The sequence below is a fragment of the Paenibacillus borealis genome, from assembly GCF_000758665.1.
Classification (GTDB): domain Bacteria; phylum Bacillota; class Bacilli; order Paenibacillales; family Paenibacillaceae; genus Paenibacillus_AQ; species Paenibacillus_AQ borealis.
Window position 1 is genome coordinate 2586245 of the sequence record NZ_CP009285.1, and the last position, 16157, is coordinate 2602401.

Sequence of the window (16157 nt, forward strand, 5' to 3'; positions counted from 1 at the left end):
GATTATATGGATACAATTACAGCAATAATTCTGGCAATTGTAGAAGGAATAACCGAGTTTATCCCGGTATCATCAACGGGACACATGATCCTTACCACGAAGCTGCTGGGGTTTGACGAGCAGGATTCCATTATGAAGACGTATGAGATTGTCATTCAGCTTGGGGCCATTCTGGCCATTGCCATTGTCTACCGCCAGCGGATTCTGAATCTGCTGGGGATCGGCCGCAGCGGAAGAAGCAGAGGCGGAGTCATGCCGGCATCACGCCTGAACCTGATTCATGTGCTGCTGGGTATAGTGCCTGCGCTCGCCGTAGCTTTTTTTGCCCGTGATTTCATCAAAGGCCTGTTCGGCGCATCTACGGTTCTCTGGGCACTGGTGGCCGGCGGGATTCTGATGATCGTCGCGGAATGGGTCAACAAACGCAAGATTCGCGTGACCGCGCATGAGCTGGATGATCTGTCCTACGGGCAGGCGCTGGCGATCGGACTCTATCAGATCATTTCCGTACTCTGGCCAGGGTTCTCCCGTTCCGGTTCGACCATCTCCGGGGGGATGCTCAGCGGGGTCAGCTACAAGGCTTCGGCGGATTTCTCCTTCCTCATCGCGATTCCGATTATGTGTGCGGCCTCGGGCTATGAACTGCTGGATTCCTACCGCAATTTCACGAATGATACGATCTGGTATTTCGCCATTGGCTTCGTGATTTCTTTCGTGGTGGCCTATGTGGTAGTTGTTCTGTTCATGAGGATGATCCAGAAGATCAGACCGACCCATTTCGCGATTTACCGGTTCATACTTGCGGCCGTCTTCTGGCTGTTCATTATGCGTTAAGCTCACCCGGCTTAGCATCACCGGGCAGGAGATGCAGACTTACATACATGCGCTTGTCCGGTCGCTCAAGGTAACGGTATAGGCACAGCGTTTGACCCAAGGATTCCGAAGCAGAATAGCAATTTACCGTTAAAGGCAGGAGTGAGCCAAGGTGCGTTTAGTATCCGTGAATCGGCTTCAGGCGGGAATGAAGCTGGGTAAAAAAATTTATAATGATGAAGGACTGGTTCTGCTCGCTGATGGAGTAGAGCTTACTGATGCCCTGATCAAGCGGCTCGCTAAGATCGATATCGGCTATATCTATATAGAGGATTCCGTCACGGAAGATGTCGTGATTCCCGGAATGCTGCAAGATGAGACGCGAAATCAGGCGCTCAAGGTAATCAGAAATCAATTTCAGCAAATGTCCGGCGCTTCGGGAATTACCAAAGGCTTCTACCACCTGGATAAGAAGTTCTCCAAAGTGATGGATTCCATACTGGACGATATGTCGGCTCAGGAAGATCCGATGATTATGCTGCTGGATATGCACACCGCAGACAACTATCTGTATGTGCATTCCCTGAACGTATGCCTCTACACACTGGTGCTTGGCATTGCCCATGGCTACAGCAAGGAAGAACTGCGGGTCATCGGACTCGGTTCGCTGCTGCATGACATCGGCAAGACACAGATTCCGGTCAAAATTGTTCAGAAGCCCGGGATGCTTAGTGAAGATGAATTCAAGCATATGCAGGCGCATACCGAGATCGGTTACCGGATTCTTAAGGAAGAGCCGAATATCCCGCTGCTCGCGGCCCATTGTGCACTGCAGCATCATGAGCGGATCGACGGTTCCGGCTATCCGCGCGGTCTGACTGGTCCGCAGATTCATGAATATGCGAAGTGGCTGGGTGTGGCGGATTCCTATGATGCGATGACCTCCAACCGGATCTACAAAAAAGCCATGCTGCCGCATCAGGCGGTCGAGGCACTGTACGTCGGCTCCGGCACGCTGTATGAGCAGAAGCAGCTGGAGATTTTCAGAGACCGTGTGGCGATCTATCCTCTGGGGCTTACCGTCAAGCTTAGCACCGGCGAGAGCGGTGTTGTGGTCAAGATTGATCCCAGCATACCGCACAGACCCGTTGTACGTGTGCTTAACGGCCCGGAAGGGGAACCGGTCACCCCTTATGAGCATGACCTGGGCAAAGCCCTCTCTGTAGTCATTGTAGATGTGACTGATGGCGGAGAAATTATAGTGAAGAGCACTTGATTAGCGTTGTTAGCAGCGAGGAAAGAATACAGGCGTCCGCTTGGCTGCGGAGCTGTATTCTCAGCCTTGCTGTTTTTTTGAAATTACAGCAAATAAGCGGCAGATGCGCAGTTTTTCGCTTGTCGTGGTATGATATAGCGTAAGTTATCGTTCTTTTTCAATTGTTTTGGGTTAATAATAAGGAATAAGCATTAAAGGAGCATCAAGAAATGAGTATATTAGAGCCATCATCATCGTCAATACCTGTACAAGAGCTGTCGCCGGAGTACGATCCCTGGGATCCGATTACCTCTCTTCGCCAGCACGGGCGGCATGTGCTGACCAGCGTAGAGATGACGGTGACCAATCTGTGCAACATGCGCTGTGAGCACTGCGCAGTTGGAGACAGCCTGACTATGAAAGAAGGGGAGCTGCTGCCACTCACCAATATGCTGCGCCGTCTGGAAGAGGTAGAGCATCTGCAGACCATCAGCATCACCGGCGGGGAGCCGATGTTCCGTGCCGGAACGGTGGAGAACACCATCGTGCCGCTGCTGAAATATGCACGTGAGCGGGGGATCCGTTCTCAGATCAACTCGAATCTTACCATGCCGTATTCCCGTTATGAGCAGCTGCTTCCATACCTGGATGTCATGCATATCTCTTTCAACTATGTTAACGGGGATGACTTCCACGAGGTGGGCTTCGCGAACAGCGGGCATCCGGTCTCGAAGGAAGCCGCCTACCGGCTGTATGACACCATGCTGGAGAATTCCCGCCGGCTTAGCGAGGACGGTATGCTGATCTCGGCGGAGTCGATGATTAATTACCGTACGCATACCAAGCTCCCGCAGATCCACAAGCTGATCGGGGAGATGGGGGCAAGACGCCATGAGGTGCATCCGATGTATGCCTCCAGCTTTGCTTCCAAGCTGCCCGTATTGTCACTCCAAGAGATGAATGCAGCCATTCATTCCCTGCTGGATGCCCGGGACCCTGAGATGTGGATGCTGTTCGGCACATTGCCGTTCTTCGCCTGCAGCTTCCTGGAGGAAGACCAGCAGCTGCTGCGCAGACTGCGCAGTGAGAAGAATGTTACTCTGCGCAATGACCCGGACGGAAGAAACCGGGTGAACGTAAATTTATTTACGGGCGATGTATTCGTAACAGATTTCGCCGATATTTCTGCATTTGGCAATATCAGCAGCACCAGGCTGGATGACATTTTCACCGAGTGGCAGACTAAGCATCCGCTGAATCAGAAAGTGAATTGCTACTGCGATGCCGCCGGCTGCTGCGGGCCCAACCTTCTGGTAGCCGATATGTATTATCCTGAGGTTGATTTCAAGACAAGAAAAGCGATCACTCTGTAGAAATGGGGCGTTATTATAGTGCATACGGAATTTGACATAGGAAGCTTAGTGCTTAATCTTTTGCTCGTTCTGGTGCTCGTATTATTGAATGGGATCTTCGTTGCGGCGGAGTTCTCGCTGGTAAAGGTCAGACAGTCACGTCTGACCCAGCTGGTCAGCGAAGGCAACAAAATGGCCGGGTATGCGCTGAAGGTCAATAAAAGACTGGATTCGTATCTGTCTGCCACCCAGTTCGGGATTACGCTCGCCTCGCTGGGACTCGGCTGGGTCGGAGAACCGGCGATCTCTGAGCTGCTGGTGGAACCGCTGATGTATCAGCTTGGCGTATCGGATCAGACCCTGATCTCTACGGTATCTGTGATTATCGGGTTCTCGATTATTACCTTCTTACATATTGTGCTGGGTGAGCTTGCACCGAAGTCCCTGGCGATTCAAAAAACTGAAGGCTCAGCGCTGCTGCTGTCCGCTCCGCTGATGTTCTTCTATAATGTGTTCCTGCCCTTCATCTGGGTGCTGAATGCGTCGGCTAATGCACTGCTGAGGCTGGTTGGTGTTGAACCGGCCAGTGAAGCCGAAGCTGCCCACTCGGAAGAGGAGATCCGTATCCTGATGAATCAGAGTGCGAAGAGCGGGGTTATCGACAAGGACGAGATGAAGCTGATGGACAACATCTTCGAATTCTCTGATCTGCTGGCCCGTGAAGTCATGCTTCCGCGTACGGATATGGATGTACTGTACAGCAATCTCCCGCTGGAAGAAAATATGCGGATCATTACAGAAACGAAGCATTCCCGTTATCCGGTAGCCTTCGAGGATAAGGACCGGATTATCGGCTTCATCCATATTACGGACCTCCTCTTCGCTCCGCTGGAGCAGCAGAATGACCTGGCCTCGCTGGTCCGGCCGATTCTGAATGTGCCGGAATCGATGGAGATCAGCCACGCGCTGCGGCTGATGCAGAAGAACAAGGCTCAGCTGACCCTGGTCGTAGACGAATACGGCGGGACGGCGGGGCTGCTGACCGCCGAAGAGATTCTGGAAGAGATCGTCGGCGATCTGCATGACGAATTCGAGGATGAACGTCCCAGTGTGGAGCGCAACGGAGAATATATTTCCGTTGAAGGCCGTATGCTGATCGAAGACGTCAATGATCTTACAGGTGTCATTATCGAAGATGATGAAGTGGATTCCATTGGCGGCTGGCTGTTCAAGGAGCTGGAGGGGAATCCGTCCAAAGGCAAAAAGATAGTCGTCGGTGACGTCACCTTTGAGGTGGAGGAATCCACCCGGCTGCGGATCACGCGGATTAATATCCACCGCGAGACTCCGCCGGTGACGGAAGAGGCGGCGGAGGATGCTGAGGAAGATAAAGAGTAAGACGGGAAATGGCCGGATTAGCGGCTGAATGTCAACAGGGTACATCTACGGGCCATAACGAGGCTGCGGATGTACCCTGTTTTTAGTTGGGAGAGGCGGGAAGTAAAGAAGAGAAAAGCTTGCAGACGAGTGAGTGCAGGCTATTATAAATCTATTCACCAGTCCGGGTGTTTTGTTCACTCGTAATCGCGTGTTGAAGGGAATCCCTGCGCGCTGCAACCTCCAAGATTCCCGGAAGGCCGTTGTCCGGGCGGTTCAGATAAAAATAAGCGGTAGAGGAGAAGTCATCCTCACGCAGGAAATTCATCCAGGCGGCTGCGCCAAAGCTGTCATCCTCCCAGCTCTTGGTGCAATCCTCCGCGAGAAAGCGGGTGAATACGCCCTCTGCATCCGCCGTAATCACTTTATACCGGCCGCCACGGGCGGCAATTTGGGCGATCACTTCTTTGGGAGCACCGCCGATTTGCTGGATCGTCATCCTGAGATCTGCTCTGAAGTAAATAGGGTCTGGAATATGAAATCTGTAAAAGCTGCCTGAGCCATCCGTCTTATCCCATGTAAGGCAGCCCTGATAGCGGTGGGTGAAGGTATCCTGTCCCCAGGCGGTACCAATGTAATCTTCTGTGCCGGTCCCCACCAGCGTCGGATACTCCGTATCGCCGTCAAGGAACAGCTTGACTTCCCCTTCGCCCCACCAGCTTCCCGCATATTTCGGATCGGTGGCGACACCGATGTTGACCCCCAACAACCGTCCTGTTCCTTGAATTGAGGGGAGAATCGTATAGTCCTGACCCAGTGTAGTCCGTTTCTCTCTGTTCCAGTAGGCATGGAAATACAGCCAGTCTGCTTCAGCAGCCATTAACGAATAATTAATATCATAGAAAAGATGATGGAGTGAGCTGTCCGACTCATTCGTCAGCGTGACTACTGCCCGGGTACGGAATGGCATAGGAATGATCATATTGAACGAATTCCCCTCCGGGCTGGAGAACAGGGCATTCTCGAACGGGACAAGCCGGCCAAGGCCTGCGCAGAAAAAATCACCCAGCGGAGCCGATACGGCCGAATGCTCCGCTCCGTCCCAGAACATGTCCAGCCGCAGAGAACGGAGCATAAGAGGTGAACGGTCGCTTACCGTCATCCACATCCGCTGAATAATTCCACTGCCCTGGACATCCATCAGCACCTTGGTTTCTCCTGCCTCCAGCCGTTCAAAGGGATGTCCTTTACATCCTTGATTGGTTTGGCCTCCGGCACCTTTGGCTCCGGTAGGGTTCTCAAAACTGGCCCATCGCGCTTCGGCTACTGTCTTGCTGCGAAATAGATCGCTCATTTGTTATCCTCCATTAACTAAAACGTTTTTGTTAATATACTAGTATGTATAGATAGCCTTGTCAAATATTATTGTTAACCTTGAATGAATTGTTTATAATAGGAACAAAAACATTTTAGTTGGTGAACCGATGCGTAACAGACATACAATGAAAGACGTAGCTAAGCTGGCGGGGGTCTCTCTGTCCACCGTCTCCTTTGTAATTAACAATACCCAGGGGCAGACCATCACTGAGGCTACACGCAGCAAGATCTGGAAAGCCATTGAAGAGCTTGACTACAAGCCCAATCATCTCGCGCGGGGCATGCGTTCCAAGCGGGCCAATGCCATCGGAGTCGTCACTGCCTATAACATCAAGCACTTGTATTTCCTAGAGATCATTAACGGAATCCTGGATGCTGCTAATACGTTGGAATACACGGTAACGATGTGCAATGCAGCTTCCGACCTGTCCGAGGACTCTTCATGGATCCGTTTTTTTGAGGAGAAAAGAATCGACGGTATTCTCTTTATCGCCTCAGCCCACACGGGAGATTCCCGGCAGGAGCAGCAGTATATCGAAATGTTCAAGCGGCACGGCATACCGTTCGTGGTCATTTATGGATCTACGGCAGACAAGGATACCAGCTATGTCAATATAGATTTTTACCAAAATGGCTATGATGCCTGCAGGCATCTCCACGAACGCGGGTACAGCAATCTGCTCTACATCGCACCGATGGACAAAGATCATAAGACCCCGTTCCTGCCCCGGACCGAACGTGACCGAATTAGCGGCTACGAGGATGCTCTGGCGCTGACAGGCAGCCCTCAGAGCTGGATTGTACATTTGCCCCGTGATTTCAGGAAGCAGGACCCCTCCGGCATTCTGGCGGAGCTCGACAGCAGCAGGCAGCCGGGCGGTATCGTCACCTGCTGGGCTACTTATGGGCTGCAGATTCTGAATCTGGCCCGCGATTTGGGCATCCCGGTTCCCGGCCAGATGTCTGTCATTGCCCTCGATAGCCTGCCTTATCTTGAGCATACCAGCCCCGGACTCTCCTCCATGCAGCTCCCTTTCTATGAAATTGCCCGCAAAGGGACGGAGCTGCTGGTCCAGCAGTTGAATGGCGGACGGCAGGCAGCCGTGCGGTTGAATATTCCTTGTGAGCTTGTGGTGCGGGAGTCCACTTGATAGCGGTTATATTTGCAACAGGGTGCATCCAGGCCATGACGAGGCTAGCGGATGCGCCCTGTTTTTTTGCGCAGCTGTTCTTTTCAGCACGGGGACCGTCATAAGTTAGTTACGAAGGTAACGATAAGAGATCTGGAATTATGAAGGAATGCCGTCAAAACTCTTTAAGAGGAGGAATGATCATTGAACTCCCAGGAACGCGTATGGACACCATACAGGGGACCGTTTGATCCCTGCCCGCCGGTGCCGTTCAAGACGTATGTTGTGCCGCCGAACCAATTCATTAATTTCCAGCCCCCGAATCTGCCGCAGTTCTCCCTGCCGGAAGCGCTGAAGTACGGAACGCTGTGGCCCGCGCTGTTCAGCCCGTATGAGTCCAAGTCCAAAGGAGGGAAGTAGGTTATGGAAGCTAATCCTTGCGAACCCCGCTATTACGAAATGCTGGAGCAGCTGCAGGTGCTCGATTTCGCACTGGTGGAGCTGAACCTGTACCTGGACACTCATCCGGAGGATCTGAAGGCCATAGAGCAGTTCAATCAGCTGACCTTCGAGCGCACGAAGCTGGCGAACCAGTTCCAGGAGCTATACGGGCCGCTGCAGAACTTCGGCCGCGCATATTCCAAATGTCCGTGGGAATGGAGCCAGAGCCCCTGGCCATGGCAAGTCTAGGCTGCCCGGGTCAGGAATGAATAAGCCTAAGGAGGGGGAAGTACACGAATGTGGATTTATGAGAAAAAGCTGCAGTACCCGGTGCGTGTCGGCAAATGCGATGTGCGGATGGCGCGTTATCTGATGGAGCAATATGGCGGTGCGGATGGAGAACTGGCGGCAGCCCTGCGGTATATGAATCAGCGGTATGCGATTCCAGATAAAGTAATCGGCGTATTAACGGATATTTCGACTGAAGAATTCGCACACCTGGAAATGATTGCTACAATGATATATAAATTGACAAAAGATGCATCGATCAGCGAGCTGGAAGCCGCCGGACTGGGCCCAAACTATGCACAGCGGGATCATGCGCTGTTCTACCAGAATTCAGCAGGGGTCCCCTGGACAGCTGCGTATATCCAGGCCAAAGGTGATCCGCTGGCTGACCTCTACGAGGACATTGCCGCCGAAGAAAAGGCCCGGGCTACATACCAGTGGCTGATCGATATGACGGATGACGTGGATCTGCAGGACAGCCTGAAGTTCCTGCGGGAGCGGGAGATTGTACATGCGCTGCGGTTCAAGGAGTCGGTGCAGATCTTAATTGAGGAGCGGGATAAGAAGAGAGTGTTCTGAGGAGCTTAATCCTGCACAAAATACAACATTTCCCTCTTAAATTCGAACCAATTCGGAAATTGTTATACAAAAGGCAGGATTTCTGCTCGTCTAAGCGGTTGCGCGGGATAATTGTTGTATTTCATACAGGAATCCTCGCGAACAGCCGGTTATTATTGAGCTAAAGTTGCAAAACTTACAACATTTATGATACTTAACTAAGGGGCTGTTCCAAAAGCCATGAAATGGCTGGTTGGACAGCCTCTTTTTCCTGTAGCTAACTCCCTGCTCAAGTGCTGTCCTGCCGTTCCTCCGGTGCCAGATACCGTCATCTGTGAGATAATACTGCTACTGATACTCTATCTGGTGCAGGAAGCGGAAAGGGGAGTGTTATGGTTATGGCATTTGAACGATGGCGCGGATTCATCCGGGCCTGGAAGGATTATCCCTTCCCGGAAGGGGCTGTAATTGGCGGACAATATAAGATAGACCGCCTGCTCGGAGAGGGCAGCTATGGGCTTACTTACCGCTGCTATGACTCTGGAGAAGGCACTCTCCGGGCGCTCAAACAGTCCAGACCCAGCAAGAAAGCGGTTGGACGGGCGATGCTTGCCAGGGAGAGTGCCATTCTACAGGCAATGGATCATCCTAATATTTTTAAATACCGCGGTTATTTCGAATATAAAGGCTTGAACTGGCTGGTTACCGATTATATAGCGGGGAAGACGCTGGAGGATTTGATCTTTGATGAGCAGATCGTCTACGGTGAACGGGAGTGTCTGGCCACGACGCTGAAGCTGATGGAGCTGGTTGCCCATGTCCATTCGCGCGGATACGTTCACCTTGATCTGCGGATTCCCAATGTGATCCTCCAGAATGAAGACCTGTACTTAATTGATTTCGGATTGGCAGCAAAGATTGGAGAGGCGGATACGGCACAGCAGCCGCGGAAGCGAAAAACGAAGGATATAATGCCTGAACGTAGGCCGCCGGTAATCGCCTCGGATTTGTACGATGTAGGACAACTGATGCTGTTCATGCTGTATTCCGGTTATAAGCCTGTACGGGGAGGGGCGGAGCGGAGCTGGCGGGAAGAGCTGGAGCTGTCGCCGGGAATGCTGCAGATGCTGTCCCGGCTGCTGGGGGAGCAGGAGGCCTATCCGGACACTGCTGTATTTATCCGTGAAGCCGGAGAATTGTATAAGAGTCTGCTGCGTTGATATCTGTTCAAAAAAAGGCGCCCTCAGCCAAATGCTGACAGGCGCCTTATGAATGTGTAGGAAGTAATCAAGCTGACATCAGCTTGAACTGCCGTAACGGTTCTTATAGTATTTGTGTCCGGTTCCTCCGCGGCGGGCATCTGAAGAGGAATGCCGTTTGTATCCGTGGCTGCTGCTTGAATGCCTTCTGGAGACTGGCCTCCCTTTATTACTGCTCGAATGTCTGCGGTGTCCGCCATGTTTGGACTGCTCTACGGAGTGCAGGACTTTACCAAGAATTTTCTTGAACATCTTGTTTCCTCCTCTTAGGTTGTAGTAGCCATTGCAGTGCGGCTTTAATCGTTAGTTACCCGTACTACGGCTTCCGTACCCGGCAGGTTTCAATAAAAAATAAACCCCGTCCATTTGCGGCGGGGTTGTTTGTATACCAAGCGTAATGCTCGCAATGATTATGTTATTCAATATAACTCTTCATTGCCTGATACATATTGTCAGCATATTCGTCGATCTTATCCCGTGACATGCGCAGCCGGTCCACCGAAGTGCCGTAGCCGATTTCCTGCAGTCCCTCCGCTAATCCCTGGAAGATTCCATCCGTAAACGCATCTAACGGTTCGCCGTGCACATGCAGTCCTGTTCCGCCGAGATCCGTGTTCACTGCCGGAGGCGCAATTTCGATGACTTCTACAGATGTATCAGAGAGCTGGAGTCTCAGACTCATGGTGAACGAATGAAGCGCCGCCTTCGTCGCTGAATAGATGGGTCCAATGGCAAACGGTGTAAAAGCCAATCCTGAGGTAACGTTAAGGATCGCCGAGGCTTCCCGTTCTGCGAATAATGGTGCGAACAGCATAGCCAGATGAAGCGGCGCTTCAAGATTAGTTGTGATTTCTTGATTGAAATAGGCCCAATTGTTCTTCGCATCTGCTTTGAGTACATTGAAGCGCTGCTGGGTCCCGGCATTGTTCACTAACACATTCACTTCGGGATAGTTCGCAGTTACCCAGTCGAACAAGGCGGTACGCTCGGATTCTATATTCAAATCACTTACACGGGTAATCAGGCCGGGGAACTTGTCCTTGGCATCCTGCAGGACCTGTTCACGCCGTCCGGTAATGATGACTGTATTTCCTCCATTGATGAAGCGTTCGGCAAAAGCGAGCCCGATTCCTGAGCCTCCGCCTGTAATAAGAATTGTGTTTCCTGTAAGTTTCATTTTAGAACCTCTTCTCCATTATTTTGATAAATAATTTGTATAACGGGCAATTTTCTTGTCGATGCCCTGCAGGGATTCTGTCATGAGTGCAATCTCCGCCAACACAGCCTGCTTGTGCTCCTGAAACATTTTAAGCCGGAGTTCAGTCGTGCTGTCCCCTTCTAACATCCAGTCCACATATTGCCTGATACTGCTGATAGGCATGTGTGTATTTTTCAGATAAATAATGATCTTGAGGAATGCAATACGATCCTCTGAAAATATCCGCCGCCCGGCTTCATCACGCTCCATCTGTGGCAATAATCCCTTTTTCTCATAATAACGGATCGTTGATTCCGGAATTCCTAACTGGGCTGCAGCTTCGCTAATGGAAACATATTTCATCTGGAGACCTCCATGGGGGTTGATTAGTTGTCGACAGGAATAGGATACGACTTAAACCATGGTTTAAGTCAACACATATATTTTCAAATTACATAAATATACTTTTTGAGATAGATTTATATTTTTGGTATATTAAGAGAATGCGTTTGCAATAAATAAGAATTATCCAAAAATGGGAGGAATAATGAATGGCATTAGCGGATTTCAGTACGTACAAGTGGATGAATGAGGGAAACATCAGGTTTGAGGATGATGCTATTATATTAGAAGCCACTGCTAACAGCGACTTTTTCTGCAACAACGGTGCTATTGCTGAAGAAGGGCTTACCCCTGAGAGTCTGACCAATGCGCCTTTCTTCTATACAGAAGTGTCCGGAGATTTCGTGCTGCGGGTGAAGGTAAGCCATGACTTCCGGGATACCTACGATTCTTCTTCCATTATGGTGATGCAGGACCTGACGGTCTGGGCCAAAGCCTGCTTTGAGCTGACAGATTTCGATACTCACGCTGTGGTCAGTGTAGTAACGAACCAGACCTCGGATGATGCGAACGGCTGTAATATCGACGGCAATGAGGTATGGCTGCAGGCCTCCAGATCCGGTAATGCCTTCGCATTTCATTATTCGACAGATGGTATAAGGTTTGATATGATGCGCTTCTTTAACCTTCCAGTGGGAGAAACGATCAAGGTAGGATTATTGGCACAAGCCCCAACAGGCGAAGGCGGAGAGCGAATCTACCGGAATTTCACACTGGAGAACCGGACGGTCAAAAATATAAGAACAGGCGAATAAACCGTGATGACGGTATGGAAGATGTTTCAGCGGGCGCTGCCTTTAACCTGTCTCGGCCAGATGAAATAGGTAACGGTGATGATCAGATCAATGCCGACGACAACGGACCATACCGTAAGGATGCTTAACAGCGCTTCCGTGCGGGCGGGGTCGTCAATCCACACAATGAGTCCGTAGAGAATACCTGCGGCGAGCACAAAAGAGAGCAGATGCTTCACCCAGCCCTTGAAATAATGCCGGGCATGCTCCAGGCCGTACCGTTTGACCGGCTGCGCCCCTTGCTTGGTGACATAGTAGCGGAAGCGTTCATCCGCCCAGGCGATCATGCTTTTACCGAACACAATGGACACTGAAATGTACACAGCCGCAAGCGCATGCGCCGTCGTAGCGGAAGCTCCCCCGGCCAGATCCACACCGGAGATGACCAGCAGAATGATGTCCAGCACCGGAGTCAGCACCAGGAAAATCAGGCCCAGCGTGTTGCGCTTGAAGATATACCGTGCCGTGAAACCGGCAAGAATGACAACCCAGAATAACACTTCGCAGGCGACAATTGCCCATGCTACCAGATTCATAATGCACCTCTTGTTGGATTATTTTTGGTAATAACGGAAGTATAGCAGCGATATTTAAACAATACAACTGTATTATTTAAATTGTGTTTCGAGTTTAGGTTATGCTACAATATGGACATGCCAAAAATAGTAGATCATTCAGAGCGGAAATCGAATATTGCAGAAGCGACCTGGCGTGTCATTATCCATCAGGGGATCAAAGGGGCAACTGTGCGTAATATTGCTGCTGAGGCGGGTGTATCCCTGGGGGCGCTGCGCCATTATTTCTCTACCCAGCATGAGCTGCTGGTATTTGCCATGAATCTGGTGAAGGAACGGGTGACTGGACGGATCGTGAACATCATGCAGACGGACCTTCCTCCCAGAGAACAGGTTGCCAGGGTTCTGCTGGAGCTGCTTCCCGTAGACGACAGCAGCATGGCTGAGATGGAGGTGTGGTTCGCATTTATCTTCCACCTCAAGTCAGCCGGAGAACCTAACAGTGAGCTTAGTGACGCTATCTATCCGCTTGTCATCCAGCTGATTGATTATCTGGACGGGCACGGGCTGCTCCGGCAAGAGCTGGATAAGGATAATGAGGCTGAGCGGCTGTATGCCGTGGTCGACGGACTAGCCCTGCACGCCATGCTGGAGCCTGAACGGCTGAACAAACAGCGGATCATCCGGGTACTGAACATTCATCTGGATTCTATCTGCAACAGCGGAGAGGCACAGTGATTTGCTATATTGCCAGAGTTATGTTATAAAAAGTAGTGTATATTTTTCGGGTTGTTACTGTTAAATCAGGCAAAACCGCTACCTTAACAAAGGTGTGGTTTTGCCTTTTCTTGTTTAGTAAGCAGTAATAGCTGAAACCATAAACTATAAAGAGAGTTGGAGAGAAACATGCAAACAACATTCAGAATTATCGACGAAGACGGAATTCACGCGCGTCCGGCCACAGCGTTGGTCAATACAGCAACCAAGTTTAAGGACACAGAGGTTTTTGCCGAAGCAAAGGGCAAGAAGGTTACTTTGAAATCTATTCTTGGTGTATTGTCACTCGGACTGGAAAGCGGCGATACCCTGACCCTGATCACTGAAGGCGGCCAGGAAGCAGAAGCCCTTGGCGCACTTCAGGATGTAATGATCAAAGAGGGATTGGGCGAGCTCAATGATTAAGATTTCAGGCATCGCAGCTTCCGCAGGTATTGCTGTTGCTAAAGCGTTTATCCTGAAGCATCCGGACTACACCATCACGAAGACCACCGTTAGCGATGTGGAGCTTGAAATTGTCAAGCTGGAGAGCGCCCTGGAGATTTCCAAGGGTGAACTGGCGCGGATTAAGGCACGTACGCTGGCAGAGCTGGGAGAGAAGAAAGCGGAGATTTTCGAATCCCATCTGCTGATTCTGGAGGATCCTGAGCTGATCAGCCCGGTGATGGACAAAATCCGTGAGGAAGCTGTAAACGCGGACTATGCGCTGCAGGAGGTCGCTAATCAGTTCATCGAAATGTTCGAGAATATGAAAAGCACTTATCTTCAGGAACGTGCAGCAGACATGCGGGATGTAACCAAACGTGTGCTGAACCATCTGCTGGGAATTTCCTATGTCAGCCCGGCGGAAATCAGCGAAGAGGTTATTGTGATTGCAGAGGATCTGACGCCTTCAGATACAGCACAGCTTAACCGCAAATATGTAAAAGGCTTCACCACCAATATTGGCGGACGCACCTCACACTCGGCGATTATGGCCCGTTCACTGGAAATACCGGCAGTTGTCGGCACCAAGAATGTAATGTCTGAGGTGAAAGCCGGAGATCTTATCATTGTAGACGGACTAAGCGGGGACGTGCTGGTTAATCCCGGTGAAGCTGAAGTAGCCTTGTACATAGGCAAGCAGAAGGAGTACGATCTGCAGATCGCAGAATGGAAAAAGCTGCGCGAAGAGCCTACGGTATCCGCAGACGGCAAGCATGTTGAGCTGGCTGCCAATATCGGTACGCCGAATGATGTTGCAGGCGTAATCGACAATGGCGGTGAAGGCGTAGGCCTGTATCGTACCGAGTTCCTCTACATGGGCCGCGACAAGCTGCCTTCCGAGGAAATTCAGTATAATGCCTACCGCACCGTGCTTGAGAATATGCAAGGCAAGCCGGTTGTTGTCCGTACACTGGATATCGGCGGAGACAAGGAGCTGCCTTACCTGGAGCTTCCGAAGGAAATGAATCCGTTCCTCGGGTTCCGCGCGATCCGGCTCTGCCTGGACCGTCAGGATATCTTCCGTACCCAGCTGCGTGCTTTGCTGAGAGCAAGTGTGCAAGGCGATCTGCGCATTATGTTCCCGATGATTGCCACCCTGGGTGAATTCCGTGCAGCCCGCGATCTGCTGCTGGAAGAAAAGGCTAAGCTGCGTGAAGAAGGCAAGGAGGTATCGGATCAGATTCAGCTGGGTATTATGGTTGAGATTCCTTCCACTGCGGTACTTGCAGACCAGTTCGCGAAGGAAGTTGATTTCTTCAGTATTGGTACGAACGATCTGATTCAATATACTATGGCTGCTGACCGGATGAATGAACGGGTCTCCTACCTGTATCAGCCTTACAATCCGGCCATCCTGCGTCTGATCAAGAATGTAATCGATGCAGCTCACGCTGAAGGCAAGTGGACGGGCATGTGCGGCGAAATGGCCGGAGATGCCACAGCGATTCCGCTGCTGCTGGGACTGGGCCTCGATGAGTTCAGTATGAGTGCAACCTCCATCCTGCCGGCACGCAGCCAGATTGCCAAGCTGTCCTCGGCGGATATGAAGGAACTGGCAGCCAAGGCACTGCAGCTGGGTACTGCGGAAGAAGTCGCTGCATTGGTGCAGGCTATTAAGTAGATTTTGAATAATCTGTTTGTTCGGACTCGGTCTACATCCGCTTTTTCCAATTAACATTTACCGGCATTCTCTTAGTGGGTGCCGGTTTTTTTGTGTTTTAGGAAATTATATAATTTCCACAAATGTGGATAACGTTGAAGAAGCGCCTGAAGAAGCTGGGAAGGGTAGGGGAAAGGTGTGGCTGCGTGGGTGGTCGGAACTAGCTGGAATTTCTCCACTTGCTCATGAGCGGAGGAGCCCTTACCAGGCAACAGTTGGATAAACAGCACTTAATATGCCGGGAATGGTTCAAAGAAGAGGAAACGCATGAAACTAAATGACGTTTATCCAACTAATTACCTCAGACGCTGCAAAAGATCCAAATTAAGATACGTTTATCCAACTAATCCTACAGAGCCCGAGGGGATACGAGCTATGACCGCCATTGTATGCAGCTACGGATTTCAATGGGGGATTAGCCGGGAACGGAGACAATCAACGATTTACAGCGTTTTGTGCACATGATAAAATATTA

At 50.9% G+C, this 16157-nt stretch carries 18 protein-coding genes; 13 read left to right on the forward strand and 5 right to left on the reverse strand.

Annotation, left to right across the window (positions count from 1 at the left end; all coding sequences use genetic code 11):
• The first annotated feature begins 6 nt into the window (after positions 1 to 6).
• From PBOR_RS10720 to PBOR_RS10735, 4 genes are all read left to right on the forward strand, one after another.
• Positions 7 to 834: an undecaprenyl-diphosphate phosphatase gene (locus PBOR_RS10720; protein ID WP_042211663.1), complete on the forward strand. Its 828-nt coding sequence runs from the start codon at positions 7 to 9 to the stop codon at positions 832 to 834.
• 151 nt (positions 835 to 985) lie between these two features.
• Positions 986 to 2089: an HD-GYP domain-containing protein gene (locus PBOR_RS10725; protein WP_042211664.1), complete on the forward strand. Its 1104-nt coding sequence runs from the start codon at positions 986 to 988 to the stop codon at positions 2087 to 2089.
• Positions 2090 to 2298: 209 nt separating this feature from the next.
• Positions 2299 to 3441, forward strand: a complete 1143-nt coding sequence (yfkAB, locus tag PBOR_RS10730; protein ID WP_042211665.1) for a radical SAM/CxCxxxxC motif protein YfkAB — start codon at positions 2299 to 2301, stop codon at positions 3439 to 3441.
• Positions 3442 to 3459: 18 nt separating this feature from the next.
• Positions 3460 to 4818 (forward strand): hemolysin family protein, encoded by a 1359-nt coding sequence (locus tag PBOR_RS10735; protein ID WP_042211666.1) that lies wholly within the window; start codon positions 3460 to 3462, stop codon positions 4816 to 4818.
• A gap of 151 nt (positions 4819 to 4969) precedes the next feature.
• On the opposite strand, the gene PBOR_RS10740 is transcribed toward PBOR_RS10735, so the two are convergent.
• Entirely contained in the window at positions 4970 to 6151 is a 1182-nt protein-coding gene (locus tag PBOR_RS10740; RefSeq protein WP_042211667.1) for a glycoside hydrolase family 172 protein, read from the reverse strand.
• Positions 6152 to 6299: 148 nt separating this feature from the next.
• On the opposite strand from PBOR_RS10740, the gene PBOR_RS10745 reads away from it, so the two are divergent.
• The 5 genes from PBOR_RS10745 (at position 6300) to PBOR_RS10765 (ending at position 9811) form a co-directional block, all read left to right on the forward strand.
• Positions 6300 to 7325, forward strand: a complete 1026-nt coding sequence (locus tag PBOR_RS10745) for a LacI family DNA-binding transcriptional regulator (RefSeq protein WP_042211668.1) — start codon at positions 6300 to 6302, stop codon at positions 7323 to 7325.
• 183 nt (positions 7326 to 7508) lie between these two features.
• Positions 7509 to 7724, forward strand: a complete 216-nt coding sequence (locus tag PBOR_RS10750) for a spore coat associated protein CotJA (RefSeq protein ID WP_042135306.1) — start codon at positions 7509 to 7511, stop codon at positions 7722 to 7724.
• Between the two features lie 3 nt (positions 7725 to 7727).
• On the forward strand, positions 7728 to 7994 hold the full coding sequence (locus tag PBOR_RS10755; RefSeq protein WP_042135308.1) for a spore coat protein CotJB: 267 nt from the start codon (positions 7728 to 7730) through the stop codon (positions 7992 to 7994).
• Positions 7995 to 8042: 48 nt separating this feature from the next.
• A complete protein-coding gene (locus tag PBOR_RS10760; RefSeq protein WP_042211669.1) occupies positions 8043 to 8612 on the forward strand; it encodes a manganese catalase family protein in 570 nt (189 codons plus the stop codon).
• Positions 8613 to 8989: 377 nt separating this feature from the next.
• Entirely contained in the window at positions 8990 to 9811 is an 822-nt protein-coding gene (locus tag PBOR_RS10765; RefSeq protein ID WP_042219226.1) for a serine/threonine protein kinase, read from the forward strand.
• A 78-nt stretch (positions 9812 to 9889) separates the two neighbouring features.
• Here PBOR_RS10765 and PBOR_RS10770 read toward each other — a convergent pair whose 3' ends face one another.
• The 3 genes from PBOR_RS10770 to PBOR_RS10780 form a co-directional block, all read right to left on the reverse strand.
• A complete protein-coding gene (locus tag PBOR_RS10770; RefSeq protein ID WP_042211670.1) occupies positions 9890 to 10102 on the reverse strand; it encodes a hypothetical protein in 213 nt (70 codons plus the stop codon).
• 163 nt (positions 10103 to 10265) lie between these two features.
• Positions 10266 to 11027, reverse strand: coding sequence for an SDR family oxidoreductase (locus PBOR_RS10775; protein WP_042211671.1), 762 nt, complete (start codon positions 11025 to 11027; stop codon positions 10266 to 10268).
• 18 nt (positions 11028 to 11045) lie between these two features.
• Positions 11046 to 11411 carry a MerR family transcriptional regulator gene (locus PBOR_RS10780; RefSeq protein ID WP_042211672.1) on the reverse strand — a complete coding sequence of 122 codons (366 nt, stop codon included), beginning with the start codon at positions 11409 to 11411 and terminating at the stop codon, positions 11046 to 11048.
• A 188-nt stretch (positions 11412 to 11599) separates the two neighbouring features.
• Between PBOR_RS10780 and PBOR_RS10785 the strand changes: the two genes are divergently transcribed.
• Positions 11600 to 12205, forward strand: coding sequence for a DUF1349 domain-containing protein (locus tag PBOR_RS10785; protein WP_042211673.1), 606 nt, complete (start codon positions 11600 to 11602; stop codon positions 12203 to 12205).
• Between the two features lie 26 nt (positions 12206 to 12231).
• Here the strand turns inward: PBOR_RS10785 and PBOR_RS10790 are convergent, their stop codons facing one another.
• Complete coding sequence (locus PBOR_RS10790; protein WP_042211674.1) at positions 12232 to 12780, reverse strand: hypothetical protein; 549 nt, start codon at positions 12778 to 12780, stop codon at positions 12232 to 12234.
• 117 nt (positions 12781 to 12897) lie between these two features.
• Here PBOR_RS10790 and PBOR_RS10795 point away from each other — a divergent pair, with 117 nt between their 5' ends.
• The 3 genes from PBOR_RS10795 (at position 12898) to ptsP (ending at position 15643) form a co-directional block, all read left to right on the forward strand.
• Entirely contained in the window at positions 12898 to 13497 is a 600-nt protein-coding gene (locus tag PBOR_RS10795) for a TetR/AcrR family transcriptional regulator (RefSeq protein WP_042219228.1), read from the forward strand.
• A 168-nt stretch (positions 13498 to 13665) separates the two neighbouring features.
• Positions 13666 to 13941 (forward strand): HPr family phosphocarrier protein, encoded by a 276-nt coding sequence (locus PBOR_RS10800; RefSeq protein WP_042211675.1) that lies wholly within the window; start codon positions 13666 to 13668, stop codon positions 13939 to 13941.
• Positions 13934 to 15643, forward strand: coding sequence for a phosphoenolpyruvate--protein phosphotransferase (ptsP, locus tag PBOR_RS10805; protein WP_042211676.1), 1710 nt, complete (start codon positions 13934 to 13936; stop codon positions 15641 to 15643). The genes PBOR_RS10800 and ptsP overlap by 8 nt, the downstream gene beginning before the upstream one ends.
• Positions 15644 to 16157 lie beyond the last annotated feature (514 nt).

Excerpts from the sequence above, each read along its gene's own strand:
- PBOR_RS10785 (WP_042211673.1), top strand. The coding sequence starts at position 11,600 with ATGGCATTAGCGGATTTCAGTACGTACAAGTGGATGAATGAGGGAAAC.
- PBOR_RS10745 (WP_042211668.1), top strand. The coding sequence starts at position 6,300 with ATGAAAGACGTAGCTAAGCTGGCGGGGGTCTCTCTGTCCACCGTCTCC.
- PBOR_RS10790 (WP_042211674.1), bottom strand. The coding sequence starts at position 12,780 with ATGAATCTGGTAGCATGGGCAATTGTCGCCTGCGAAGTGTTATTCTGG.
- PBOR_RS10760 (WP_042211669.1), top strand. The coding sequence starts at position 8,043 with ATGTGGATTTATGAGAAAAAGCTGCAGTACCCGGTGCGTGTCGGCAAA.
- yfkAB (WP_042211665.1), top strand. The coding sequence starts at position 2,299 with ATGAGTATATTAGAGCCATCATCATCGTCAATACCTGTACAAGAGCTG.
- PBOR_RS10740 (WP_042211667.1), bottom strand. The coding sequence starts at position 6,151 with ATGAGCGATCTATTTCGCAGCAAGACAGTAGCCGAAGCGCGATGGGCC.
- PBOR_RS10780 (WP_042211672.1), bottom strand. The coding sequence starts at position 11,411 with ATGAAATATGTTTCCATTAGCGAAGCTGCAGCCCAGTTAGGAATTCCG.
- PBOR_RS10800 (WP_042211675.1), top strand. The coding sequence starts at position 13,666 with ATGCAAACAACATTCAGAATTATCGACGAAGACGGAATTCACGCGCGT.
- PBOR_RS10755 (WP_042135308.1), top strand. The coding sequence starts at position 7,728 with ATGGAAGCTAATCCTTGCGAACCCCGCTATTACGAAATGCTGGAGCAG.
- PBOR_RS10770 (WP_042211670.1), bottom strand. The coding sequence starts at position 10,102 with ATGTTCAAGAAAATTCTTGGTAAAGTCCTGCACTCCGTAGAGCAGTCC.
- PBOR_RS10775 (WP_042211671.1), bottom strand. The coding sequence starts at position 11,027 with ATGAAACTTACAGGAAACACAATTCTTATTACAGGCGGAGGCTCAGGA.
- PBOR_RS10795 (WP_042219228.1), top strand. The coding sequence starts at position 12,898 with ATGCCAAAAATAGTAGATCATTCAGAGCGGAAATCGAATATTGCAGAA.
- PBOR_RS10765 (WP_042219226.1), top strand. The coding sequence starts at position 8,990 with ATGGCATTTGAACGATGGCGCGGATTCATCCGGGCCTGGAAGGATTAT.
- ptsP (WP_042211676.1), top strand. The coding sequence starts at position 13,934 with ATGATTAAGATTTCAGGCATCGCAGCTTCCGCAGGTATTGCTGTTGCT.
- PBOR_RS10720 (WP_042211663.1), top strand. The coding sequence starts at position 7 with ATGGATACAATTACAGCAATAATTCTGGCAATTGTAGAAGGAATAACC.